The sequence below is a fragment of the Ruegeria sp. CDSA079 genome (genome assembly GCF_059612245.1).
Genome location: NZ_JBXWQF010000005.1, coordinates 170050 through 194309, shown reverse-complemented (window position 1 = coordinate 194309; position 24260 = coordinate 170050). Strand labels below are relative to the sequence as shown.

Genomic DNA, 24260 nt, shown 5'->3' with positions numbered 1-24260 from the left:
TTGTTACGACTTCTTGCGGGCAGTCTTGGAGCGTCTCTTCGCGGGGGATTTCCGGGATTTGCGGGCCCTGATGACGACCGAGACCGAGATGCCGCCGATCACGGTGCCATCATCATCGCGCTGGACCAGATCGACGCGGATCCGGTCGCCCTCGCTGGCATCTTTCGGGGCGGTCAACCGCAATGTGGCGGGCAACAGTTCGCACTCGCGCAGCCCAAGCGCGATGCCACTGGACGCGGCGCGATCAAAAACAACCTCTTCGTTGCCTTTCGTATCCTTGCGCAGGCGCGCCGTCAGCCGCATATCGGGCCATACGCGCGGCTTCTTCTCAGCGGCTTTTCCGGGCGGAAATGTCATCTCGGACCCCGGAGCGAGGTCGAATACGGCGGTGTCATTGCTCGCGTCCAGCAGCTCGGTCAGTTCCACACGTGCTTCGGTCAGAAAGCGTAGGCCGACGTTTTTCCTGGGCGGCGCGGATCGTGCGACATGCGCGAAGATGCCGCTGCGCCGCACCGCCCGGCCCAGCGCCGGGGCGCTTTGACTGCGGATCGCGGCCGACAGCATAGGGCCCTTGACGGATTGCCAGAGCTCGAGAACCACGCGGCGGGAGGTAAGCACGGCACGATTGCCGATCACAAAGGCCATTTCCGCAGTCTCGCCCGGCGCCATCTCGACGACCGAGAGATTTTTCTGCCCGAGGTTGTTGGAGTCCCAGACATGAGATCCTGTGGCGATTGCGTCCCCGGTGAAATAGGCGGCGGACAGCCAGCAGGCATGGGTGCCCTCGGGCGGGACATTGTCCGCTTCCCACTTGACGACCGCGATCTGCGGCTCGTCCGGCACTAGATTGAGTATCCCGATCATTGCGGTATGCGGGACGAAATCGTTCGGGTGCACGAATTGCGTTCCGGCCCATTCCTGAACAGCGTGGGTGACCAGCACGAGACGTGCGATGCCTTCTCCGCGATTGTGCAACCGCGTATGAAACCAGTTGTCGGTCCCGGCTTCCGGGTTCTGATGCGCGGTGCCGCCATCGTTCTGATTGCGAATCCACAGGTCCGGCGAATTCCAAAAACTGCCGCTCGACGGCTCGTCTCCGTCATCGCCTGAATTGTCCCGCATGTAGACGTCGACCTCAAGCGGGGGAAACAGGTCGAGAAGATCGTCCAGTGCCTCGACGCATTCCCCCGAGGCAGTTGTACAGGTGGCGTTGTAGGGGGTGTGGATCGCCCGCCAGCCAAGATTGCGCGCCGCCTCGATATGGTTCAGTGTTTCGGTGATGAAAACCGTGCGTATGCTGCCCGCCGTGTACCCAACCTTGCTCAGCGCGTGGTCAAAGATTTCCGGGTCCGGCTTGCTCTTGGGCGGATCAAATTCCGAGGAAAACGTGATCGCGTCGAATTTTGCGGCGTCCAGCCCGTAGTCATTGAGCTTGTCGATCATCAGCGCATTCGTCATCCCGACCGGCTGGTTGGACAGAATCCCGATCCGGTAGCCGCGTTGCCAGAGCGTCTCGATCGTGGCGACCGCGTCAGGCAGCGGCACCCGGTTGTCGGATGGCCCGTGAACCAGGGTGTTGCCCAGGTCGAAATATAGAACGGGAGGTGTCATTGCCGCGGCTCCATTTCTTCAGGGTTTCCCAGGCCGTAGGACACGCCACCCACTGCCCGGCCTTCGCGATCGCTTTGGACGAGGTCGATACGACCGCCTTTCGGCGGGGTCTTTGGCGCGCGCAGACAGAGCTGGAAGTGATGCTCCTGCCCCGGCAACAGCCCGATGAGTAGGCCAGCCCTTGGCCCGGGATCGAACGCGATGGCCAGCCCGCCCTCGCGGGTTTTCACCAGGCGCGCGCCCTGCGCGCCGCCCACAGGCCAAAGCTGCGATCTCTTCACGAAGGTAAGGCTTGATCCCGGTGCCGGGCGCAGGGTTGCAGATCCGCCGACCAACAGAATTGGTCCGGGATCCAGGATGGCACTCTTCGCTTTTGCGGCGTGCGGCGCATCGGCGGTCTTCAGCCGTTCGGCGCTGCGAAACAGGGCCTCGACCCGCGCGGGATCGCGATGGGTGAGCTGCACCTCGACGGCGCGCGCGGTGCGTGAACGCAGCAGTTCCAGCCGGTGAAATTCCGCAAATTTCCGGTAGCGGCTGCCGATGCGCAGGGCATAGTGTTCCCATTCATTGGGGGCCAGATCGACAACCGTCATGTTGCGCTGCGCCAGCGTGTCCTCTTCCCAGACATGCCGTCCGGGAACCGGCCGATCGTCCAGACACCATGCCATGGCCAGCAGACAGCCATGAGTGCCTTCGGCCGGAATGTCGCCCGCAGGCCAGCGGGTGTGCATGATCTGTGACGCCCCCGGCGCCAGATCGAACCCGACGGCCACACCGGTCAGTGGAAACCAGTCGCCCGGATAGACGAACTCGGTTCCCGCCCAGACCTGCAGCTTGAAGCCCACGACGAAGGACCGGGCGGTTGCGGAACCGCGATTTCTCACCCGGGCATAAAGCCAGTTGTCCTGACCGAATTCCGGGCTTTGCGGGCTGGTGCCGCCATCTTCGGCCTGTCGCACCCACACGTCAGGCGACAGCCAGAAGGTCCCCGAATAAGGCTCGGTACCGGTATCATCAGACGCATCGCGCAGGTGCAGATTGGCTGCACCAGGCTGGGCGGTATCGCCGCCATAGACAAAACGCTCAAAGTAGTCCGCGATGGGCATATGCCCGGATCTGCGGATCAGTTCAGCTTCGATCCCTGGGGTGTTGTAGTGGCGTCGCTGCGCGGATTGATAGATCGCGGACATATGACTTTGCAGCGCATTGATCCCGATGTCAGCGGCGATACCCGAAAAGACGCTGGCGCCATGCCCGTAGGACGCCCCCGGCGTGGTCCGCGCCCAGGGGTTCCCCGGCCACAGCGTGACCGGCGGGTCCGCCAAATCCAGCGGAGTCGCGGATGGCCCGCCCGCCCCAGTGTTGTAACTCGTCCATGCCTCGTCCAGCCACCCGTCCTGACCCTGTGCCGGGACCAGACCGCGGGCCCACCAGCTGTGGAAAACTTCGTGCGAGAGCGCCCCGGTGCTGGTCGTGGTGGCCCCGTCATATTCCATGTTGTGATAGCCGGGATCCGTCAGAAGAGCGACGTAACGCCCGCCGTGACGGTAGGGGCCAATTTGCGAGGTATTGGTTGCAAGATCCGCGGCGATGCTTGCAGCGCCGGATGCCAGATCGACGCTATCGCTGGTGCGTCTTGCCACCTCGATCGAAACCGCCTGCCCCCCAGGCAGGATGGTGTTCTGCGTTTGCGTCGTGATCCTGTCCGCAGCCTCAATCACCAAAAAATGCGAACAGGGTGCGAAATCTGCTGGAAACTCGATCGACCAGTGATTTGTCCCCAACACGGAAACGGCACCGTTCGACATCAGCACATGCGCGGGCGCGCCCGACATCGAGATGTCCAGCGTGACGGGAAACGCCCCCCACAGCATGGACGAAGGCAGCCAGCTTTCCAGATACCGTGCCGGGTTCAGATCACTGAGGAAGAAATCGAATGACAGGCGCGACGATCCGGCCTCCCAGATAAGGCCCCGGGAGTTGGGTGACGCCGGCTGCTGCAACGCATAGTCCAGGCTCAGCAGGTGCGATGTGCCTGCGATCAGCCAATGTTCGAGAATGCGCATCTCGGCGTTGACGCCACCGCCGAAGTCGTGATGCGCCATATCCGAAGGGCTAATTGATACACCGTCGAGCGTTGCGGACGCAATCGTCTGCCTGAGATCAAAGACCGGAAAGCCATCATGCAACCCCAAGGTGAACGCCATCTCTGCTGTTGCGGAGGCGGTCTTTGCAGCAGCATCAATCGCATAGGTTGCTGTGACCGATTCAATTTTGACCGGGACTGCAAATAGCCCATCAACCGTCACCGCTGCAGGTGCGTATCTAAATTCATTCTCCACGAAAAAATCCCGTCAAATGCCGTCACATATGGATCGAGATTTCGATCTGTTGCCGACATCTTAATAACGCTCGACCATACACCAATAACGGGCATTTGTCACGAAAGCTGGTGCCCGAAGATGGCGCCCGGCAACCGATCATTTCGGATTCGTGCCTGTGCGAAACCGCCACTCTTCGGTGCTTTTGCCGCACCTGCGGCCAAGGCTGGTGGCAGGTGATAAACGAATTCAAGGTGATATGCGGACAAGCTCACCAATGGGCGCAGCCTAAACAGGTCGTTTCGGTCACCTCGCGGTGCAGTGGTTCAGACAAACCACCGGCGCAATAGCAGTCTGCCTTTAAATTCGTCGAGCGGAGAATCCCGCTCTGTCCTTCGCTATGATTCTTGCACCTGACCGCAGCCAATGAGCCGATTGGGAATCACTTATCGTGTTACGATGAATGTCAGGCCCGGAGGCGTCTACACCTTCAAAGCCTCCTGGAATGAAACAGACAGCAAGGAGCGTATCATCTCGTTTGCTACAAGCGCCACCGACCTCAGATCCGATGACTATGTTACCCCATTCGACCACATCGCGGTTTTTGACAAGGTTCTGTCTCAAACTTCGTCCCTACCTGTCAGGTTGACTGCTTTTCTGGTGGCGCGCACTAGAACATAACAGGAGCATACCGTGACGCTCTCATTTAAGGGTGCGCATTTTCCGAAAGACGTGATCTTGCGCGCGGTTTTCTTCCACCTGCGCTACTGTGTGTCATACCGGGTATGGCAATTTGATAGAGGCTGCAAACGATTGAGGGCGGCAAGAACGTTGTCATCTTGTGCCACGCAGCTGCCGTTCGCTGTGGTTGCGGCACGTGTTGGCTCCAATGGCGGCAATAGTGCAGAATCGGACTACAAAACTCTTACGCTCTAATCTGAAGCTGGAATTTAGTGCAGCAGCCAATCGACCTTGAACGTCTGCGGGAATAGTCGCAATTTTGCACGGATGGCGGCAGCGCGCCAATTTACATCCCTTCAAAGGAGAAGAAATTGCTGACTGAGTTTTTCGCGTCCGTCGCATTTGACATCATTGAAACGCCAGCGCGTTTCGTAGTCACGTTCTGGCACGGGCTGGTCACACTCCTTGAGCCAAGTCCCGATACGCTGAGCAAAAGTGATTGGCTATCCTTCTGGTCAACAATTGGTGCGGCACTTGGTACTGCGGTGTTAGCTCTAGTAGCGGCTGGTTTCACGATTGCGAGAATGAACCGCCAAATAAAGTTAATGCGAGAGCAAATTCAATTAACGGAGGCCCACGAGAAGAGACGAGATTTGCTGCAATTGGCAACAAAAAAGGAAAGTATGATCTTAGATTGGACATTTTCCAATCTGGCTCCCAGCCATGAGTTGGTTCGGAAACTGATAGAAAGAATGGTTGAAAAGGGGGAGCTTCCAGGTGACCGAAACTATGAAATCTTCACGCACCATGAAAGCAAGATGGTCAAAATCCAAAGTCCGGATAAGCCTCTGGATTATTCGCGAATCTCAGAATTCTCGGGTCCAGTTCACTACGTAAAGTCAGCGATCGATCTATTTGGCGAAGATGAAGTCAGGTCAAAGTACGCCGATCAATCCGACGATTTTTTCAACTTGCGCCCTCAAATCGCTTCCATCGCAGGAACCTACTATCACCTAGTTTATGTTGTTAGGGACTTGGTGAGTAAAGGATTTGGGATCGACGAAGCTGCAGTTCTGCTTGGAGCAACCACAGATATTTCTCGGGTGCTTTATAGCATAGGGGCGATTGACCAAGTACTTTACGATCTCTCGAAGCTATTCTCGGACGTCGGGCTCTTCGATTTTAGGACTATAAAGATCCAAATGTCAGAGCGCTGGCTACAAGAGCTTGCCAGCAGCGACCTTGTTGATCCCAACACACAGTCATCCGATTTGGTTACTGAGATTATGCAGTACCCTGATAGCCGCGACTATGTATTTAAGACACACCTCCAGAGTGACCCGAGCAAGCGGTTTATCCGTGAAGATAGAAAATGGCGGTTAGAGCCAGAGTGCTAAACTTTGTATTGGCGCCTCTCTGCCGCTGTTGTCTTTCCCTGAACGATCACTCGGCGCCGTTTGCGACGTGCCGCACGTGCAGAAGGCCGAAGCGTGACTAACGGCGACAGTGGGCTCACTTCAGCCTGAGTTTAGAGTTGCTGCAAACATCCGTGTCAAAGTTTGCAAGGATCCGTGGCGCGCTACATACATCCGCGCCCTGCGATCCGAGATGTTCTGCGTCAACCGAATGGCGGAATGTAAATCTTTTTCACATTACCCCTTGCATCACCCGAAAGCGCCCCCATCTAGACAATGTGAAAACAGTTTACATCAACCCTGGAGAGCTTTCATGACTGCACTTTCCGACCCCGCCGTCCCCGCAAATCCGGGATGGCTTTACCGAATTGAAGCCTGGCTGGACGACAAAGGCAAAGGGGCCTGGATCGCCGCCATGGTCCTTGGTTTCATATTCTTCTGGCCCGTTGGCCTTGCCCTTCTGGCCTACATGATCTGGAGCAAACGCATGTTCAGCAAATCCTGCAGCCGCCGCAAATCCTGGCACAGCCACATGAGCGCAATGAAGCCTTCGGGAAACAGCGCGTTTGACGCCTACAAGACCGATACCCTGGCCCGTCTGGAACGCGAACAACAGGATTTCGAGGCTTTCCTGCGCCGCCTGCGCGAAGCCAAGGATAAGGCCGAGTTCGACCAGTTCATGGACGATCGCGCACGCGAAAACCACGAAGACGACGGCAACGGCGCGCCTGCTTGATGAGCCTTGCCCTGACCCGGTATTTCGGGTCAGGGTGCCTCAACCCCTATTTCGGACATGAAGAATGAACCATCTGCCTGACCCGGATACCCAACCCGAATTCTACAGCTCGGTCGCGACCAAGCGATTTGTCGCGTGGCTGTTCGATGTCGCGTTCATCTCGCTGCTCTGTACGGTCGCAATCCTTCTCACCGCAGGTTTGGGCCTGTTCTTTCTGGCTCTGATTTACGCGGTTGTCAGCTTCGTCTACCGCGTCGTGACCATCGCCAACGGCTCCGCCACGCTTGGAATGCGGTTCATGGGGATCGAGCTTCGTGATGCATTTGGCGAGCGTATGGATATGGGCAAGGCCATCGCGCACACTGCTGGCTACTTCGTCAGCATGGCCGTTGCCGTAATCCAGATCATTTCGGTCATCATGATGTTGACCAGCGCCCGCGGTCAGGGGCTGACCGACAGTTTCCTGGGCACGGTCATGATCAACCAAAGGGCGTGAAAACCAGCTGCGTGAATCACTTGGCGGTCTCGGGAACGATTGTTATCATCCGTCCCGAGGCTAAATGGGAACTTCATGCGACACACGCTGCCAATAGCGCCACAGTTTTATGTAACCGCCCCGCAACCCTGCCCTTATCTCGACGGCAGGATGGAGCGTAAACTGTTCACAGCCCTTCAAGGCGAAGGCGCGGAACAGCTGAACAATTCACTGTCTCAACAGGGGTTTCGTCGATCTCAGAATGTGCTCTACCGACCCTCCTGCACGGATTGCGCCGCCTGTCTGTCCGCCCGAATAGATGTCTCGGCCTTCCGCGCCACCAAAAGCCAGAAGCGCGCGGCCAGGCGCAACGGGTATCTGCTACGCCGCGCAACATCGCCCTGGGCCACGGACGAACAATACGAGCTGTTCCGCCGTTATCTCGATACCCGGCACGCCGACGGGGGTATGGCGGACATGGACGTGTTCGAATTTGCCGCCATGGTCGAAGAAACCCCGATCCGCAGCCGCGTGGTAGAATATGCAGACCCGGAAACAGGCGACCTGATCGCTGTCAGCCTAACCGATGTGCTCGATGACGGGCTGAGCATGGTTTATTCCTTCTATGACCCGAACCAGCCCCAGAACTCGCTGGGCACCTATATGATCCTGGATCATATTGACATCGCACGCGAGGCCGGCCTGCCCTATATCTATCTGGGTTACTGGGTCCCTGGCAGCCCCAAAATGGGCTACAAAGCTAAGTTCTCTGGGCTTGAAGCCTATATTCAAGGTCAATGGCAGAAGATCAACAATCCCAATGCTTTTTCCGACGCTGCGCATCACCCGTTGTCCGCAGCGCCCATTGCAGAACAAGTGGCCAATATCCAGCTGCCCGACCGACATCCGACCAAAGGCTGACAATGCCATGAAGCAGAACCTGCACGCGGTTGCCCTTGTAGTGCCCGATTACGACGCCGCGATCACATTTTACACCGAAACACTCAAGTTCCAGCTCCTGCAAGACATCGACCTGGGCGCCGGCAAACGCTGGGTGCTGGTCGCCCCACCCGGATCGAAGGGCAGCGCCATTCTTCTTGCCAAGGCCGTCGGCCCCGAGCAAGAGGCCGCCATTGGCAACCAGACCGGTGGCCGCGTCGGATTCTTCCTACAAACCGATGATTTCCACCGCGACCATGTCGACATGCTGGCGCAGGGTGTCACATTCGAAGAAGACCCCCGCTCTGAGCCCTATGGCAACGTCGCAGTCTGGCGCGACCCCTTCGGCAATCGGTGGGACCTGATCCAATTCACCTGATCCGCCGCTTCATCTGGCCAGAAATATCCCGGGGATGAATTGGCCACGGGCCAAGAAGGGGCTGGCCCCTTTCCCAACACAAAAAAAGAAAAGGGGGCCACCGGGCCCCCTTTGCATTTTGTTAACCGGGATCAATTCGGGATCAGATCCGGCACTATGGTGACGATCGAGGGGAAGAACCACAAGATCGCAATACCGACCACCTGGATCAACACAAACGGTATGATTCCTCGATAGATATGCCCGGTCGTGACCTCTTTTGGCGCCACCCCCCTCAGATAGAACAGCGCAAACCCGAAGGGCGGTGTCAGGAACGACGTCTGCAGATTCACCGCCACCATGATCGTCACCCATTTGGGATCAAAAGAACCGCCATAGATCACCGGGCCCACGATGGGAATCACGATGTATATGATCTCGAGGAAATCCAGCACAAAGCCCAGAATGAACAGCACCAGCATCACGATCAGGAAGACCGTGAACTCATTGTCAAAGCTTTTCAGGAACTGCTGGATATAGTGCTCCCCTCCGAAGGAAATCACCACCAGGTTCAGCAACTGCGACCCGATCAGGATGGTGAACACCATCGAGGTCACCTTGGCCGTCTCTCGCACCACCGGAGTCAGAACTCCGCTGGAATAGAGCACCCAACACCCGAACAGCAGCCCGAACAGGGCATACAGGTATGACGCATATGCGATGATGAAGGCGATCCAGGTTTCAAACGGCACATTGCCCTGACTGATGCGCAGATCGAAGTTGACCCCCATCAGCAATGCAATCATCACGGCAAAGGTCGACCAAATGATCACTTTGCCAGACCGGCCCTGATCCTGCAGCTTGCGATACGCCGCCAGCATGATCGCACCACCCGCACCCAACGCAGCAGCCGGTGTCGGGTTGGTCACGCCGCCCAGGATCGACCCCAGCACCGCGATGATCAGAACCAGCGGCGGAAAAACCACTCGGATCAGATCATTGGTCGCACAGCGTGCAGCAGCTTCCTTACAGCCATAAATGGCCAGCGCGAACGGCAATGCGAGCAACACGAATGTCGCACCAGAAGATGTGGTGGGCGAGATCATCAGGATATCGACCAGCAACATCAGCAGCAAACCAATCGCACCCAGGATCAACGGCTGCGGCGCGCGCGACGGTGCGATCCCACGGCCCAGAACCAGGGTCAGACCCAACAGTAGGACGACAACGGCCACACCTGTTCCAATCGGTGCTGCTTCTGCGATCATTTCCTGCTGGGCTGCTGCCAGTTCTTCCTCGGTCAAGCGCTGCGATTCAGCTGCGCCACCTGCTGCGTCAATGGCTTCCTGCTCGGCCACGGCCTGATCCCACGCGGACTGACCGTGTAGATCGATCATTGCTACTTTACATTCTTCCGACACGTTGGTGCGCAGGGACGCGCCCTGCCCGATATCCGAGAAGGCCGAGACCGAGACATTCTGGCTGCCGATAACACCGACATTTCCCAGCAGAACGGCTCCGACAATCAACGCAACCGGTGCGCCCAGCAGCCAGGTCAGACCTTCTGACCGGGTGATTGGCTCACCAGACCCACCCGACATTGCAACGGCAGGCGCCTTGTCCGGATTCAGGAGCGCATATCCAAACGCATAAAGAGCATAGAGCAGCGCCAATAGGATCCCCGGCAAAAGCGCCGCCTGGAACAACGTCCCGACCGACACAACCGCAGGCTCCCCTAGATAGGTCAGCGCGTCGGTACACCCTGCCTCAACAGCCCGCGTCTCCTGCGCTGTCGAGTACAGATCGCCCGCCAGTGTACCCAGCAGAACGATCACGATCGACGGTGGAATGATCTGTCCCAGCGTACCCGAAGCCGCGATCACGCCAGTTGCGAGTTCTGGCGAATAATTGTTCCGCAACATGGTTGGCAGAGCCAACAGGCCCATGGTCACAACGGTCGCACCAACGATACCGGTTGAAGCCGCAAGAAACGCCCCCACAACCACGATCGACACAGCCAGACCACCCGGAAGCGGTCCAAAGACGCGCGCCATCGTCGTCAGCAGATCGTTGGCAATCTTCGAGCGTTCCAACGTGATACCCATCAGCACGAACATCAGCACGGCCAGCAGTGTCTCGATAGACTGCCCCGCCAGTACGCGCTCGTTCATACGGTTCACGATGAACGAAACGTTGCGGTCCAGTGCCGTTTCCCAGCCCGAGACAAACACCGGCTCGGCAATCCTTGGCAAGTCCGGGTATCGGAACACGGATACGGCGTCCGCTTTGACACCGGAATTCACCAGATCCCTATAGGCTTGCGACCCGGTGTCGATTGCCTGATGGATCAACAGCCCGGCACTGTCGAGCGCTGCGATGATCCCGAAGGAAATGACCCCGGCCCCACCGATGGCAAAGGCCACCGGGAACCCGGAAAGAATGCCTCCGAAAAGGCAGAAAAACACGATAATGAGGCCTATCTCGACGCCATCAAGTCCGAATAGCATTGTCTGGTTCTCCGTCCCTAATGCGCGCCTTCGTAGGCTTCTTCACCCTCACCAAGGCTGTCCTTGTCGAGGTATTTTCCAGTGCTTTCAGGCCCTTCCACATATTCCAGATACGACCGGTACAGGAAGGCAATGGCGTGCAGGAACACCATGGCCGCAAAGGCCACCAGAAGGATCTTGAACAGGAAGTAGGCGTTAAAGCCATTGGGGCTGAACCCGATGGTTTCCACGTTCCAGCGCAGCGCGCGGGACTTGGCCACCAAACGATCCAGCGAGTCACTGGCCGACGGTTTCGGCACGATCAGGTGCCGCCACATGAAGTACCAGCCATACATCCAGGTCAGAACCGCCATGGGCATCATGAACAGCACCGCGCCGCACATATCCACCACGCGCTTGGCGCGGTGGCTGATGCCGGCGTAGATGAGGTCAACGCGCACATGGCCGCCCTGCACAAACGTGTAGGTACAGCACAGACAGACGACCATCGCGTTGTAAAGTTTCAGTTCTTCCGCAAACCAGCTGATATCCATCTGGAACGGAATACCCAGACCGAAGGACATGTCAGGGCGCGTAAACACTCGCTGCATGAATACGATCACGATCTGCTGGATCACCATCAGCAGCCCCGCCCAGGCAAAGAACCGCCCGGTGGTGTTCGCGAACCCTTCCAGACCCCGCACGATGGCCCACATGAAATTCCGGTAATACAGCCCGATGGCTGTCAGAACCAGAAAGAAGGTGAACACCACAAAGAAGAACTCGACCGAACCACCGTAATAGACAAAGCGCATGATTGACGCCTTGTCGGACCAGTCCAGCCAGAGTTGCGGATGCGTGATGGCGTATCCGAAATTATAGAAGGCTTCGGCAATGTTCTGAATGAACCAAACCAGTCCATTCCACAGGGCGCCGAAGAACGAGATACCGTTTTCGTCCTGCATATTGTCCCCAGGTCGTCTCAGTTGCACGTGGGATTAGTGTTGCTTGCCCATACCCCTTAGTGCAACGGGAAAGGTTCCCCCGCCGCGCGGGGGAACCGGTTTTCCTTGGATCAGAAAGCCTTAACCGCGAACGCGGTTACGCTGCGCGGTATAGACACCCGACGACAGTCCCTGCCAGCCCGACGACGACGCCGACGACGCCATTGCGCTGTCGTGGATCTTTTTGAACAGCTCGTCGCCCATGTTTTCGTCCAGCACTTCCTGGCTGGCCGTTCCAAAGGCATCCCAAACGCTGTCCGGGAATTCCATGACTTTGACGCCGCCTGACTGCAGACGCTGCAGAGCGGCACCGTTGTTGGCCAGGAACTGCGCCAGATTCCACTGGTGCGCTTCGGCAGCGGCGATCTCGATGATCTTCTGCTGCGCCGGTGTCAGGCTTTCGAAGACTTCGCGGTTGGTGGCCAGCGACAAGCCCGCATTCGGCTCGTGGAAACCAGCGGTGTAGTAAACCTTGGTGATTTCTTGGAAACCGGCCTTTTCGTCCGCCCAGGGACCGATCCACTCAGTTCCGTCAATCGCGCCCGACGACAGTGCCTGATACACCTCTGAGCCCGGAATGTTCTGAACCGATGCGCCCAGTTTACCCAGAGCTTTACCGCCCAGACCCGGCATACGGAACTTCAGACCGTTGAAGTCTTCGGGGCTGTTGATCTCTTTCGAGTACCAGCCGCCCGCCTGCGCGCCGGTGTTACCGGCCAGGAAGGACTTCAGGCCAAAGATTTCGCCCAGCTCGTCATGCAGCTCCATGCCGCCATCCTGGTAGTACCAGTTCACCATTTCCTGAGCGGTCATGCCAAAGGGTACCGCCGTAAAGAAGGCATAACCCGGGTGCTGGCCCACAAAGTAGTAGTCTGCCGCGTGGTACATGTCGGCTTGACCCGACGAAACCGCGTCAAACACTTCGAACGCACCTACCAGCTCGCCCGCCGCCTTGATCTCAACATTCAGGCTGCCATCCGACATGGCATTAATGCTGTCGGCACAACGCTGCGCGCTGTCAAACACGCCCGCCAGACCACGACCCCACGAGGTCACCATTGTCAGGGTACGCTGGCCCTGCGCATAAGCCGGTGCCGCCAGAGCGGTTGCTGCCGCTGCCGAGCCGCCCAACGCGGATTTTTTCAGAAATGAACGACGATCCATATGAGTATTCCTCCCCTTCATAGTCACAATCCGGCACAGCCGGACCTGTCGCATTCAGTGCGCGCCAGCGTAATGACAGAGATGTGAAAGGAAATACCTACTACTACGTAGAGAAGCGCATTCTTTTACGGATAGCCGCAGAAAATTGGGCAACATCCTGTCGAACGCCACTGCAATCAGCGTATTTTCCTGATCCGGGCCATTCCTTTTGCATTTTCGCCGCTGCTTGCGTATCGATTCGATTATGCAAAGACTCCGTCCTCTGGTCTCGCTGACCTATGCACAGAAACTGTCACTGGTGGCCGCAATCCCGCTTGTCTTCACCGTGGCTGCAATCGCTGTAGTGGTGGCTTACGAGGCGCGTGAAACCGCCGAAAGCGAAATCGAGGCTCTGGAACGCAGCTTGATCGAGGCCAAGAAGGAAGAATTGCGAAACTACGTCACGCAGGCGCGCAACGGGTTTGCGTATATCTACGGCCGGGCTGAGCCAAATGATGAAGTGGCCAAAAACCTCGTCACCCAGATTCTTTCGGCAATGATCTATGGTCAGGACGGGTTCTTCTTTGTCTACGACTATGACGGCACCAACTTGGTCAGCCCACGCCAGACGCAGTTCATCAACCAGAATTGGGAGGGTCTGACCGACAGCGAAGGCACGCCCATTGTTGACGAATTTATCCGCCTCGCCCGTCAGGGGGCGGGTTGGCACAGTTTCATGTGGCAAAAACCTTCGACAGGGGAAGAGGCGCAGATGATTGCCTATGTCGTCGGGCTGCAAGACTGGCGCTGGGTCGTGGGCACCGGTGTCTTCATCGACGATATTGTCGCAACGGTTGCTAACGCGCGGGCTGAGGTCGAAGCCCGTGTGCGACGAACCTTCATGTATATCGGCGCTATCGTTGTCGCCGCTGTACTCATTGTTTTTGCCTCGGGCATGTTGCTGAATATTCGCGAACGCAGGCTAGCCGATGCCAAGCTGAAGGAACTGACCCAGCGGGTGTTTGATGCGCAGGAAGAAGAACGCGGCCGAGTTGCACGTGAGTTGCATGACGGGATCAGCCAGATCCTGGTCGGGGTACGCTATGCGTTGGACAATGCGCGCCGCCGCGTGTCGCGCGGCGATGGTGCGGGCGCGCGCGATCCGCTGGACAAAGGCATCGATCACCTTGGCACCGCCATTACCGAGGTTCGCCGCATCAGCCGTGACTTGCGCCCCGGCGTTCTGGACGATCTTGGTCTTGGTCCCGCCTTGAAGGCTCTGACCGACGATTTCCGCGACCGCACCGGGATCGAGACAGAATTCTCGACCGTGGTGTTCCGCAACAGGTTGGATCAGGACAGCAAGATCGCCCTTTACCGGATTGCACAAGAAGCCCTAACCAATATCGAACGCCATTCAGGGGCCACGCATGTTATCATAGACCTGCGCGGGCATAAGAAAGGTGCGACCATGCGGATCACCGACAATGGCCATGGGTTGCGCACCGAGTCCGGCACCACCACCACGGGCATCGGTCTGCGCAACATGCAGGAACGTATCGAACAGCTTGACGGGTCCCTGCGGATTCTGTCATCACGCGGACCGCGTGGCGGTACGGTTATCGAGGCCAGCCTGCCGCTGAGCCACCTTCTGCCGCCGCAGGAAGATGCAACTCCGAACCGAAAGGCCGGCACATGAGCGCCGACAGAACCCGAGTTCTTATCGTTGACGACCACCCGATGGTGGCCGAGGGCATTCAGTCGATCCTTGAAAGTTATGACGACATTAACGTGGTCGGAACCCTCGGCAGTGGTCAGGCTGCGGTGGACCAGGCCGTCAATCTGGCCCCCGACGTGATCCTGATGGATCTGAACATGCCCGGCCTTGGCGGTCTCAGCGCCACTGAGATTATTCTGGAACGCCTTCCCGCAACATGCATTCTGATCCTGTCGATGCATGACAGTCCCGAATACATTTCTACGGCTCTCAGCCACGGCGCAAAAGGCTATGTTCTCAAGGATGTGCCTACGGACGAGATTAAACAGGCCATCGACGCCGTCATGCGGGGTGAGCAATATCTGTGCACTGGTGCCAGCGGATCGCTTAAACCCAAAGGGGATAGCGCGCGCGAAGCACTCACCGGGCGCGAACAGACGATCCTGCTTGAACTTGCACAGGGCAAGTCCAACAAAGAGGTCGCTCAGGCACTTGAGATTTCGGTGCGTACGGTCGAAACCCACCGCAAGAATATCAAGCGCAAACTGGGCATTTCCTCGACAGCCGGTCTGACGCGCTATGCGCTGGAACACGGCGTTCTGCAAGGCACCGGCGTCGGCTTCTGATCTGCGCGCGCACGCAGCGCGCGGCGCTGCCTGGCCCAACCAGTAGAGACGCGCCACAGGCATGGCGACAATGGGCGGGAGTGTTCACGCCCTGGGTCTGATACCCTGGCCAAAGAACACAAGTGTTCCGTCTTCATCCAGAACGTGAAACTCACGCTGCAAATAAGGTTGGTCAAACGGGGGCCGTACGCGCCCCTCGGGCAAATCGGCCAGCCCGGCCCGCAGGCTTTCAAAAAGGCCGTCTATATCGTCTACATCAATGTAAAACGACTGGTCATCGCCCAACGCCCTTCCATCCTCTCGCGGCGGGCATTCCAACAAGCGTATGGCCACCGGCCCAAGCGACAAAAACGCGTAATTGTCCTGCCTGAATCCACAGGTGAATCCCAAGCGGTTACAGTAGAAATCGATCTGGTTCTGCAAGGATGAACACAGCACGAAAGGGGTGAGTTGCAAGATCTCAGGCATCTGAAGCTCCGAACTGGAAACAGCTTCAGATTACCCGCGATTGTCTCTTAGTCCAGCAATTGGTCATTGCGCAGACCTGCACGTTCATGATGGTGCGGCAGCACCCGCCCATACAGTTGCTGCGTTCGCTCGACTCCGCCACACATGCCCTCGGCCTCGACAAACGAGAATATCCCGACATAGCGTCGGCGCTGCCCTGTTACCGGCGCGACCCGATGGAGTGAATACCGCCCCTTGAAGATCTGCAAATCTCCGGGTTGAAGCTTCAACTGGTGAACGCGTGTCATGTTCCCGTCCAAGACAGAGGCGACCTGAGCAAAATTCTCATCCTCTGCGGTGCGAAGATTGGGAACGTATTCGAACGCGCCACCTTCCTCACCATTCTGAATGGCCAGTGTTACCGTGTAGTTGTTGGTGTCGAAATGCCAGGGAAAGCCCTGCCCTTCTTCCACCACGTTGACGATCACATCTGCCAGCGGATCATCGTAACGGTAAAAACGGTCCGCAGGCTCATCCAGGGCATCCCGAATAAAAGGCAGAAAATCCTCGAACTCGTAAATCCGCCGCAAGGGGCCGGACTTGGGGAAACTGTCCGCTGGCACAAAAGCGTTCGAGCGCTCATAGAACCGGCGGATCGGATGACCGATGCCAAACCTCGTGTCGTCCTTGGTAAAATACGCGTTTGTGCGGCTGAACGAGCGGTGTGCCTTGGACGCGACTGCGTTCGCCTCTTCAACCAAAAGATCAATGCCTTTTTCATGCACGAACCCTGGCAGAACCGCGCATCCATCTTGTTCCAACTCCTGCCTCAGTTCCCCGATCAATCGGTCATAAGCTGGCGAGTCTGGGCAATCGATCGGGTAACGTCCAAGATCTAACAAATCTTGCAGCATTTTCCGCCTCCCTCGTGTGTTCCCTCAGGGCCAGCGTGACGCAGTCACCTGCGCGTATCATGCCAGTTTCAGACATCGCCTTGACGCTTTCAGACCCCCAAACGCAACCTCAAAACTAGAAAATCGAACCGCGTTTTCCCAGAAGTTCCCAACACGCGGCAATCTGCGCAATAAAATGTCGCAAAATACCGCCGCCAAGACAGGAAATTTGCGATTTTGCCTGTTGACGCCCCTTCCCCTCGATCATAATGTCCCTGCACGCAAAGAAGGAGCCTCTGGCGATGAAAACGCTAGTCGTAATCGTAGGAAAAACGCGCATGGGCCGGTAACGGAAAACCATAATCGAACCCATGCGCCTCCGAAAATCTCGGGGGCTTTTTTTTGGCAGAACGCAAGACACATGTCGCGAACGGAGCAAAGCAGATGACACGTGAGATGACCGGCGCAAAGATGGTGGTTCAGGCCCTCAAGGATCAGGGCGTGGACACGGTATTCGGATACCCCGGTGGCGCCGTCCTACCGATCTATGATGAGATCTTTCTGCAGAATGACATTCGCCACATTCTGGTGCGTCACGAACAGGGCGCGATCCATGCTGCCGAAGGATATGCCCGTTCGACCGGCAAACCCGGCGTAGCACTTGTTACATCAGGCCCCGGAGCGACCAACGCCGTCACCGGCCTGACCGATGCGCTGCTGGACTCGATCCCGCTGGTTGTTCTGACGGGTCAGGTTCCGACCTTCATGATCGGCTCGGACGCGTTTCAAGAGGCTGACACAGTTGGGATCACCCGCCCCTGCACCAAGCATAACTGGCTGGTGAAAGACACGGATTCGCTGGCCGAAACCATGCACGAAGCCTTCCACGTCGCCACCTCGGGCCGCCCCGGCCCGGTGCTGATCGATATCCCCAAGGACGTACAGTTCGCCAATGGCGAGTATACCTCGCCAAGGCCGTCGACGTCGCATTATCAGCCCGTGGTCAAAGGCGATCTGGAAGAGATCACCGAACTGGTCGCCGCGATGGAAACCGCCAAGAAGCCGGTATTCTACACCGGCGGCGGCGTCATCAATTCGGGCCCAGCGGCCAGCCAGTTACTGCGTGAACTGGTGGATGGTACCGGCTTTCCGATCACCTCAACCCTGATGGGCCTGGGCGCCTATCCGGCATCAGGTGAGAACTGGCTGGGGATGCTGGGGATGCATGGTCTGTATGAGGCCAACCTGGCGATGCATGACTGCGACTTGATGATCAATATCGGCGCACGGTTTGATGACCGGATCACCGGTCGCATCGATGCATTCTCGCCGAATTCGAAGAAAGCGCATATCGACATTGATCCCTCGTCCATCAACAAGGTGATCCGCGTGGACATCCCGATTGTCGGTGACGTAGCCCACGTGCTGGAAGACATCCTGAAGGTCTGGAAAGCGCGCGGGCGAAAAACCGATGCGGCGGCCATCAAGCAATGGCAGGCGCAGATTGGGGAATGGCGCAAGATCAACTGTCTGGCCTTCACCAACAGTGAAAAGTCCATCAAACCGCAATACGCCCTGCAACGTCTTGAAGAACTGACGAAAAAGCACGACCGTTACATCACCACCGAGGTCGGTCAGCACCAGATGTGGGCCGCGCAATATCTTGGCTTCGAAGACCCCAACCGCTGGATGACTTCGGGCGGTCTGGGTACTATGGGCTATGGCTTCCCGGCCTCTATCGGTGTGCAGATGGCACATCCGGACGCGCTGGTCATCAACGTGGCCGGTGAGGCGTCGTGGCTGATGAACATGCAGGAAATGGGCACCGCCATTCAGTACCGCCTGCCTGTCAAACAGTTCATCCTGAACAACGAACGCCTGGGCATGGTGCGTCAGTGGCAGGAATTGCTGCATGGCGAGCGGTACTCGCATTCCTGGTCCGAAGCCCTGCCCGATTTCGTCAAGCTGGCTGAGGCCTTTGGTGCCAAGGGCATCCTGTGCAACGACCCCGCCGATCTGGACGATGCGATCATGGAGATGATCAACTATGACGGTCCGGTGATCTTCGATTGTCTGGTTGAAAAGCACGAGAACTGCTTCCCCATGATCCCGTCAGGCAAGGCGCATAACGAGATGCTGCTGGGTGAAGCGGAAACGCAGGGCGTGATTCAGGCTGGCGGCGCCGTGCTGGTTTGACCGTTCTCGTGGCGGCGTTTGTCGAAGCGATCTATAGATCGGCTTTTGGCACCGCTGACGTTGCCGCGCGCAGTCCGAAAGGAAACAAACATGCGTGACCGAAACACGTCTATACCCTCAAGCGCCTCGAGCGCAGAGGAGAACTTGGCTGTTTTTAACGGTCAACGTGGTTGGCAAGTCGGCACGCTGGCACCCGCATTTGTGCTGGCTTTGTTTGTGTTCTTTCTAGGGTCCGCTTGGTACCAGCTGTCGCTTGAGGGGAAACAGGCGTTGAACTTTGATTTCAAAGTTTTCTGGTCCGCTGGGCGGCTTGCTTACCTGGGCGAGCCCCTCGCCGCATTTGATGTCGAACGATTGATCGATGTCCACCAGGCGTACAAGGAAGGCGAGTGGGGTCCCTGGTTGTACCCACCTGCTTTTCTGCTGGCCATGCAACCGCTGGGCGCTCTGACTTTTTCCCAAGCCTGGGCGGTTTTTTCTGCCATCTCGATTCTGGCGCTGGTTCTGGCCGTCCGCCCCTTTTCCGGCGGCATCCTACCGGTATGGTTTGCCTTTGCCCTGCCGCCAGCTCTTCTTCCAAGTCTGTATTTGGGGCAAACAACTGCGCTTTGGACAGCCGGGCTCTTGGCGGCGCTGGCTGCGCTTCGCGATCATCGCTATGTTCTTGCTGGCATTTTCATTGGCTTGCTAACGCTTAAACCGCAATTGGGATTGCTGATCCCCGTTGCTTTGATTGCTTGCGGAGCCTGGAGAACAATTGCTTCAGCCGTCATCACGACCATTGCGATATCCGTCTTTGCAACACTGGTTTTCGGCACCGAATATTGGTTGGAATTGCGGGAAATGATGTCCGTACATGCCGACAAAATCAGGGACGGTATCGGTTCGAACCCTTATATGGTGAGCCCATACTCTTTATTGGCAAGCCTTGGTTTCGGCGAGTTATTCGCATTGATCCTGCAGTGGGTGATAACTGCTCTGGCTGCAATCGCCGTCTTCTTGGCATGGCGCAGCACTAAAGTTGGCTTTGATCTGCGGGTTGCCGTGCTCATTCTGGGTATCTTGTTGTCGACACCATATCTTTGGCACTACGAAGCGGCTTTGCTTGCAATGGCGGCCCTGTTTTTGCTGAGGGCCGGCGTCCTGACACAGCGACCGTGGGGTATCCTTCTGGCGGCAGCTATGTGGATCGGCGTCACGCCTGCGTTCCTGTTTGATGCCTTTCGAGACAGCACGTTTTTTTCTCTTCGCCTGTTGTTCTTCCCCATTCTGATACTCGCTTGCCTAGTCTGCCTTCGTGCTTTGATTTCAGAGTTGCGAAGACCATCCGAACTCTCTGCTCATGATGAGGTTTTCCCATGACTCCGCTAAATATCGTAAAGGGCTCAACCCGCCATTCGGCCTATAATCTAAGGCCTACCTTTTCGGACGTTCAGGAACGGCACACTATTGCCGTTCTGGTCGAGAACGAACCGGGCGTTCTGGCTCGTGTGATCGGCTTGTTCTCTGGCCGCGGCTACAACATCGAAAGCCTGACCGTGGCCGAGGTCGACCACACCGGACACCTGAGCCGCATTACCATCGTCACCACCGGGACACCGCAGGTGATCGAACAGATCAAAGCGCAGCTGGGCCGGATCGTGACCGTGCATGACGTGCATGACCTGACGGTCGAAGGCCCCTCGGTCGAGCGGGAGCTGGCTATCATCAAGGTTGTGGGAGAAGGCGACAAACGGGTCGAGGCGTTGCGGCTGGCAGACATCTTCCGCGCCAACGTCGTCGACAGCACATTGAACTCGTTCATCTTCGAGATCACCGGCGCGCCCGACAAGATCGATGCCTTTGCCGACCTCATGCGCCCGCTGGGTCTGGTCGAGGTGGCACGGACCGGTGTAGCGGCCCTTCTACGCGGCGATTAAATACGTTTCCCGCCTTGGAGCTTTTCCTTAATCCAAGGCGGGAACATCCTTGAAGTTGATAGCAGCACGCATTCAACTCATACGATCTCTATGCGCTAATTTTACCATAGGGTCAGTTTTTCCAGATAAAGATCACGCAAAATGGGATAAACCCTATTGCGTTTGCGCTTTTGGGTATTAACTTTAGTGCCGCAACGCGACGTGGGGATACGTTGCTTGGGGTCATTCTGTACGATTTATCTATGCGCATCCAGCTTCGGCCTTGGTGCTCGGATGGTTTCATCTGGAAAAACAACTAAACATGGGCGCCCATGACCGAAGACATCCGCAGTCCTGAAGAACTTCGCGATATGTTCAGCGCGAACCTTCGTCAATTGGCGCGGCAGCATCGCTCGGTCTCGGCCCTGTGTCGTCAGCTTGGCGTGAACCGGACGCAGTTCAATCGGTATCTTTCCGGCGAAAGCGTTCCCCGGCCGGATGTTCTGGATCGGATTTGTCGCTTTTTCGATGTGGACGCCCGCATCCTTCTGAAACCACTGGATGAAATCGAAAAAATAGAAGACCACCCCGCCACCTCGACGCTGACCAAGTTTTTGGGGTCCGGGTCTGACGCGATTGAAAAATCCGCCTTTTCACCAGGGTTTTATGCGGTGATCGAAAGCACTTCGGACGAGCATCGCATGACGTTATTGCACGCCCGACCACTGCCCCAATGCACCTTGATACGTGGATATTTGTCCCGCGCGGCGATGCCCGAAGCAACGCCGCAAGCCCGTGAGATACAAGGGATTGCAGCCGGTAGCGGCGACACCGTTTATATGCTGACCTCCCAGCGGGCCGGTCACAACAGCCGAGTCTATCTGATCTCACCGGACCCGACAGGTACAGCAGTTCAATGGCGTGGTTCGGTCATCAATACAGCCGAGGCGTCCTCTCCGGAACCTGTTGTTCTCAAGTATCTCGGGCACGATTCCGCTGCCATATTTGCCGCTGCGCGCCTGTCCACGAACAATCTTGCACAGCAGGTCTAACCTGTCGCAGATGCGGATGCCTGCGGATTATCGCCCTGCGTGATCTGCCGATAAAGATGCCAACTTGCGTGGCCAAGCAATGGCAAAACCACGAACAGCCCCAGAAACCAGGGCACCATCGCCACGAATGTCAAAATCGCGATAAGCGCGCCCCACCCAAGCATCACGAACAGGTTTTCCTTTACATAGGAAAAGCTTGTGATCATGGCGGTGACAAAATCCAATTCGCGATCCAACAGCAATGGGATCGAGAGAACAGTGATCATGTAAAGGACGGTTGCAAAAACCGCCCCAACCGCCGTGCCTACGGCCAGCATGGTCAGACCGTTCAGCGTCAGGAACACTTCGGTCGACGTCGAAATGTTTGTCATCGTGGCCAGCCCCAGGAACAGGGCAAAGATCATGTGCCCCAAAAAGAACCAGAACAGGAACATCACAACGATGATTGCGCAGATTGAGGGTAACTGCCTGCGGCTTTGCTGCAGCACCACCCCAAAGATCGCACCAATATCCAAGGGCTCACCCTGCTCAATCCGGTGCGAGACCTCGTAAAGCCCGACCGCTGCGAAGGGTCCGATCAAAGGAAACCCAATGGCCGCCAGCACCAGCCAGAAGGTTGTTCCGGTCTGCACAGTCACCCACGCCATGGCCCAGCCGGCCAGCACGTAAAAGCCCGCAAAGATCAGCCCGAAAAGCGGTGCGCGGCGGAAATCAGCCCACGCGCGCTGCAATGCAGTACGCAGCATGGCGGTATCGACCGGTCGCAATTCCGGCACACCAAAAGGCTTATCCATATAATCTCCTCCTCCCTGTCCGACGTTATGACATCGCCGGTCTCTTGTTTGGCCAATTGGTTTCGGCGTGATAGGCCGCCCCAACCGACAGTAGTTTCTGATCCGCGCCCCGTGGCCCAAACAGCTGGAACCCCATCGGCAGACCGTTTGAACCGAACCCCGCAGGTGCTGCCAGACAGGGCAAACCGATCAGACTGACCGGTACTGTGACGTGCATCCATCGGTGATAAGTATCCATGGCCCGGCCCGCGATACTGGTCGGGTACGGCGTCTCGACCCCGAAGGGCCAGACCTGTGTGGATGGCAGGACCAATGCGTCAAACTGATTGAACAGGTCCACTGCGCGCCGGAACCAGTCCGAGCGAATTAAACTGGCGTGCTGCACCTCCATCGCACGCATCGCCAAACCGCGATCCAGCTCCCACTGCGCTGTGTCTTTCAGATGGTCTTTTTGTGAGGCCAAAGGCTCCAGCCCCGCTGCAACGCTGAAGGACCGCAACGTGATCCAACTGGTCCAAAGCTGTTCAGCATCGAAGGGCGGATCCACGTCTTGCACATCAGCACCAAGCCCTTCAAACACGTTCAAAGCATCTTTGCACAGGTCGAGAATGCCTGGCTCGGTCGGGAACGCCCCGCCCCAATCCCCAAGCCAACCGATCCGCAGCCCCTTCATATCCGCCGCAGCCACCGGAGACACCGGAGCACTTTCAGAGACCAAAGGCAGGCGCGGGTCTGGCCCCGAGATTACGTCGAGCAAGATGCCCAGATCCTCGGGGTTGCGCGCCATGGGACCAAGCGTGGACAGTTGATGCAGAAAGTTATCGCCAACGGGGTCAGATGGCACCCTGCCCCAGCTTGGGCGAAAGCCATAGACGTTGTTCCAGGCCGCCGGATTGCGCAAGCTGCCCATCATGTCGGATCCGTCTGCCAGCGCCACCATACCCGTGGCCAAGGCAACCGCCGCGCCACCGGACGAGCCTCCGCAGGTATGATCTGCGTCATACGGGTTGCGCGTCGCGCCATAAACCGGGTTGAACGTGTGAGAGCCCAATCCAAATTCCGGCGAGTTGGTCTTACCGATCAGAATGGCCCCCGCGTTCCGCATCCGGGCGGCAATCAGATCGTCACTGTCCGGCACGACGCCCTTGAACAATGGCGATCCGTGAGACGAGACCACACCTGCTACATTGACCAAATCCTTGACCGCAATAGGTAGACCGTGCAGCGGGCCGGTGATTGGGCCGCTGTCGCGCCTCTGTGCCTCGGCCATCAACGCGCTCTGTTCCCGTAGCGCTACAATAGCGTTCACTTCGCCATTCACTTTGGCGATGCGATCCAGGGTGGCGCGCATCACGTCCGTGGCTGAAACCTGCCGGGTTGCCAGCTGTTTCAAAAGGTCTTTGGCCGATATCCGGGTCAGGTCCATAAAACGCCATTCTGTTGTTGGTCTTCAACAACCTAGCGAGCA

21 protein-coding genes and 1 pseudogene are annotated in these 24260 nt (G+C 57.4%); 13 read left to right on the top strand and 9 right to left on the bottom strand.

Annotated elements, in window-relative coordinates; all coding sequences use genetic code 11:
- Window positions 1-3: 3 nt before the first annotated feature.
- Window positions 4-1611: an HAD family hydrolase gene (locus tag AC2FJZ_RS07380; protein WP_496776772.1), complete on the bottom strand. Its 1608-nt coding sequence runs from the start codon at window positions 1609-1611 to the stop codon at window positions 4-6.
- Complete coding sequence (locus AC2FJZ_RS07375) at window positions 1608-3953, bottom strand: hypothetical protein (RefSeq protein WP_496776770.1); 2346 nt, start codon at window positions 3951-3953, stop codon at window positions 1608-1610. The genes AC2FJZ_RS07380 and AC2FJZ_RS07375 overlap by 4 nt, the downstream gene beginning before the upstream one ends.
- Before the next feature lie 405 nt (window positions 3954-4358).
- On the opposite strand from AC2FJZ_RS07375, the gene AC2FJZ_RS07370 reads away from it, so the two are divergent.
- The 7 genes and pseudogenes from AC2FJZ_RS07370 (at window position 4359) to AC2FJZ_RS07340 (ending at window position 8557) form a co-directional block, all read left to right on the top strand.
- Window positions 4359-4613, top strand: coding sequence for a hypothetical protein (locus AC2FJZ_RS07370; protein WP_496776768.1), 255 nt, complete (start codon window positions 4359-4361; stop codon window positions 4611-4613).
- 12 nt (window positions 4614-4625) lie between these two features.
- A pseudogene (locus AC2FJZ_RS07365) lies at window positions 4626-4715 on the top strand (IS6 family transposase); the annotation flags it as partial.
- A 269-nt stretch (window positions 4716-4984) separates the two neighbouring features.
- Complete coding sequence (locus AC2FJZ_RS07360; protein ID WP_496776766.1) at window positions 4985-6010, top strand: hypothetical protein; 1026 nt, start codon at window positions 4985-4987, stop codon at window positions 6008-6010.
- A gap of 331 nt (window positions 6011-6341) precedes the next feature.
- On the top strand, window positions 6342-6764 hold the full coding sequence (locus tag AC2FJZ_RS07355; RefSeq protein ID WP_050602176.1) for a DUF2852 domain-containing protein: 423 nt from the start codon (window positions 6342-6344) through the stop codon (window positions 6762-6764).
- 64 nt (window positions 6765-6828) lie between these two features.
- Window positions 6829-7260 (top strand): RDD family protein, encoded by a 432-nt coding sequence (locus tag AC2FJZ_RS07350; protein ID WP_496776764.1) that lies wholly within the window; start codon window positions 6829-6831, stop codon window positions 7258-7260.
- A 75-nt stretch (window positions 7261-7335) separates the two neighbouring features.
- Window positions 7336-8160 (top strand): arginyltransferase, encoded by an 825-nt coding sequence (locus tag AC2FJZ_RS07345; protein ID WP_496776762.1) that lies wholly within the window; start codon window positions 7336-7338, stop codon window positions 8158-8160.
- A gap of 7 nt (window positions 8161-8167) precedes the next feature.
- Window positions 8168-8557, top strand: a complete 390-nt coding sequence (locus tag AC2FJZ_RS07340; RefSeq protein WP_496776760.1) for a VOC family protein — start codon at window positions 8168-8170, stop codon at window positions 8555-8557.
- Window positions 8558-8688: 131 nt separating this feature from the next.
- On the opposite strand, the gene AC2FJZ_RS07335 is transcribed toward AC2FJZ_RS07340, so the two are convergent.
- The 3 genes from AC2FJZ_RS07335 to AC2FJZ_RS07325 form a co-directional block, all read right to left on the bottom strand.
- Window positions 8689-11043 (bottom strand): TRAP transporter large permease subunit, encoded by a 2355-nt coding sequence (locus AC2FJZ_RS07335; RefSeq protein WP_496776759.1) that lies wholly within the window; start codon window positions 11041-11043, stop codon window positions 8689-8691.
- A gap of 17 nt (window positions 11044-11060) precedes the next feature.
- Window positions 11061-11987: a TRAP transporter small permease subunit gene (locus AC2FJZ_RS07330; protein ID WP_496669014.1), complete on the bottom strand. Its 927-nt coding sequence runs from the start codon at window positions 11985-11987 to the stop codon at window positions 11061-11063.
- Window positions 11988-12107: 120 nt separating this feature from the next.
- Window positions 12108-13190 carry a TRAP transporter substrate-binding protein gene (locus AC2FJZ_RS07325; protein ID WP_496669016.1) on the bottom strand — a complete coding sequence of 361 codons (1083 nt, stop codon included), beginning with the start codon at window positions 13188-13190 and terminating at the stop codon, window positions 12108-12110.
- A gap of 244 nt (window positions 13191-13434) precedes the next feature.
- Here AC2FJZ_RS07325 and AC2FJZ_RS07320 point away from each other — a divergent pair, with 244 nt between their 5' ends.
- Window positions 13435-14868 (top strand): cache domain-containing protein, encoded by a 1434-nt coding sequence (locus AC2FJZ_RS07320; protein WP_496776758.1) that lies wholly within the window; start codon window positions 13435-13437, stop codon window positions 14866-14868.
- Entirely contained in the window at window positions 14865-15512 is a 648-nt protein-coding gene (locus tag AC2FJZ_RS07315; protein WP_050602169.1) for a response regulator transcription factor, read from the top strand. The genes AC2FJZ_RS07320 and AC2FJZ_RS07315 overlap by 4 nt, the downstream gene beginning before the upstream one ends.
- 84 nt (window positions 15513-15596) lie before the next feature.
- On the opposite strand, the gene AC2FJZ_RS07310 is transcribed toward AC2FJZ_RS07315, so the two are convergent.
- Together AC2FJZ_RS07310 and AC2FJZ_RS07305 are read right to left on the bottom strand one after the other, a co-directional pair.
- On the bottom strand, window positions 15597-15980 hold the full coding sequence (locus AC2FJZ_RS07310; protein ID WP_050602168.1) for a bleomycin resistance protein: 384 nt from the start codon (window positions 15978-15980) through the stop codon (window positions 15597-15599).
- 47 nt (window positions 15981-16027) lie between these two features.
- Window positions 16028-16873 (bottom strand): HalD/BesD family halogenase, encoded by an 846-nt coding sequence (locus AC2FJZ_RS07305; protein WP_496776757.1) that lies wholly within the window; start codon window positions 16871-16873, stop codon window positions 16028-16030.
- Window positions 16874-17296: 423 nt separating this feature from the next.
- On the opposite strand from AC2FJZ_RS07305, the gene AC2FJZ_RS07300 reads away from it, so the two are divergent.
- The 4 genes from AC2FJZ_RS07300 (at window position 17297) to AC2FJZ_RS07285 (ending at window position 21998) form a co-directional block, all read left to right on the top strand.
- Window positions 17297-19048 (top strand): acetolactate synthase 3 large subunit, encoded by a 1752-nt coding sequence (locus AC2FJZ_RS07300; RefSeq protein WP_496776755.1) that lies wholly within the window; start codon window positions 17297-17299, stop codon window positions 19046-19048.
- Between the two features lie 144 nt (window positions 19049-19192).
- Window positions 19193-20410 carry a glycosyltransferase family 87 protein gene (locus AC2FJZ_RS07295; RefSeq protein ID WP_496776753.1) on the top strand — a complete coding sequence of 406 codons (1218 nt, stop codon included), beginning with the start codon at window positions 19193-19195 and terminating at the stop codon, window positions 20408-20410.
- Window positions 20407-20967, top strand: a complete 561-nt coding sequence (gene ilvN / locus AC2FJZ_RS07290) for an acetolactate synthase small subunit (RefSeq protein ID WP_050602164.1) — start codon at window positions 20407-20409, stop codon at window positions 20965-20967. Before AC2FJZ_RS07295 ends, ilvN begins: the two co-directional genes overlap by 4 nt.
- A gap of 311 nt (window positions 20968-21278) precedes the next feature.
- Window positions 21279-21998 (top strand): helix-turn-helix domain-containing protein, encoded by a 720-nt coding sequence (locus AC2FJZ_RS07285; protein WP_496669033.1) that lies wholly within the window; start codon window positions 21279-21281, stop codon window positions 21996-21998.
- Here the strand turns inward: AC2FJZ_RS07285 and AC2FJZ_RS07280 are convergent.
- Window positions 21995-22792 (bottom strand): DUF2189 domain-containing protein, encoded by a 798-nt coding sequence (locus tag AC2FJZ_RS07280; protein WP_496776751.1) that lies wholly within the window; start codon window positions 22790-22792, stop codon window positions 21995-21997. The two genes, AC2FJZ_RS07285 and AC2FJZ_RS07280, sit on opposite strands and share 4 nt — an antisense overlap.
- Window positions 22793-22817: 25 nt before the next feature.
- Window positions 22818-24218, bottom strand: coding sequence for an amidase (locus AC2FJZ_RS07275; RefSeq protein WP_496776750.1), 1401 nt, complete (start codon window positions 24216-24218; stop codon window positions 22818-22820).
- Window positions 24219-24260: the final 42 nt, after the last annotated feature.

Excerpts from the sequence above, each read along its gene's own strand:
- AC2FJZ_RS07380 (WP_496776772.1), bottom strand. The coding sequence starts at position 1,611 with ATGACACCTCCCGTTCTATATTTCGACCTGGGCAACACCCTGGTTCAC.
- AC2FJZ_RS07280 (WP_496776751.1), bottom strand. The coding sequence starts at position 22,792 with ATGGATAAGCCTTTTGGTGTGCCGGAATTGCGACCGGTCGATACCGCC.
- AC2FJZ_RS07370 (WP_496776768.1), top strand. The coding sequence starts at position 4,359 with ATGAGCCGATTGGGAATCACTTATCGTGTTACGATGAATGTCAGGCCC.
- AC2FJZ_RS07350 (WP_496776764.1), top strand. The coding sequence starts at position 6,829 with ATGAACCATCTGCCTGACCCGGATACCCAACCCGAATTCTACAGCTCG.
- AC2FJZ_RS07285 (WP_496669033.1), top strand. The coding sequence starts at position 21,279 with ATGACCGAAGACATCCGCAGTCCTGAAGAACTTCGCGATATGTTCAGC.
- AC2FJZ_RS07330 (WP_496669014.1), bottom strand. The coding sequence starts at position 11,987 with ATGCAGGACGAAAACGGTATCTCGTTCTTCGGCGCCCTGTGGAATGGA.
- AC2FJZ_RS07325 (WP_496669016.1), bottom strand. The coding sequence starts at position 13,190 with ATGGATCGTCGTTCATTTCTGAAAAAATCCGCGTTGGGCGGCTCGGCA.
- AC2FJZ_RS07340 (WP_496776760.1), top strand. The coding sequence starts at position 8,168 with ATGAAGCAGAACCTGCACGCGGTTGCCCTTGTAGTGCCCGATTACGAC.
- AC2FJZ_RS07315 (WP_050602169.1), top strand. The coding sequence starts at position 14,865 with ATGAGCGCCGACAGAACCCGAGTTCTTATCGTTGACGACCACCCGATG.
- AC2FJZ_RS07355 (WP_050602176.1), top strand. The coding sequence starts at position 6,342 with ATGACTGCACTTTCCGACCCCGCCGTCCCCGCAAATCCGGGATGGCTT.
- AC2FJZ_RS07335 (WP_496776759.1), bottom strand. The coding sequence starts at position 11,043 with ATGCTATTCGGACTTGATGGCGTCGAGATAGGCCTCATTATCGTGTTT.
- AC2FJZ_RS07275 (WP_496776750.1), bottom strand. The coding sequence starts at position 24,218 with ATGGACCTGACCCGGATATCGGCCAAAGACCTTTTGAAACAGCTGGCA.
- ilvN (WP_050602164.1), top strand. The coding sequence starts at position 20,407 with ATGACTCCGCTAAATATCGTAAAGGGCTCAACCCGCCATTCGGCCTAT.
- AC2FJZ_RS07320 (WP_496776758.1), top strand. The coding sequence starts at position 13,435 with ATGCAAAGACTCCGTCCTCTGGTCTCGCTGACCTATGCACAGAAACTG.
- AC2FJZ_RS07305 (WP_496776757.1), bottom strand. The coding sequence starts at position 16,873 with ATGCTGCAAGATTTGTTAGATCTTGGACGTTACCCGATCGATTGCCCA.
- AC2FJZ_RS07300 (WP_496776755.1), top strand. The coding sequence starts at position 17,297 with ATGACACGTGAGATGACCGGCGCAAAGATGGTGGTTCAGGCCCTCAAG.
- AC2FJZ_RS07310 (WP_050602168.1), bottom strand. The coding sequence starts at position 15,980 with ATGCCTGAGATCTTGCAACTCACCCCTTTCGTGCTGTGTTCATCCTTG.
- AC2FJZ_RS07345 (WP_496776762.1), top strand. The coding sequence starts at position 7,336 with ATGCGACACACGCTGCCAATAGCGCCACAGTTTTATGTAACCGCCCCG.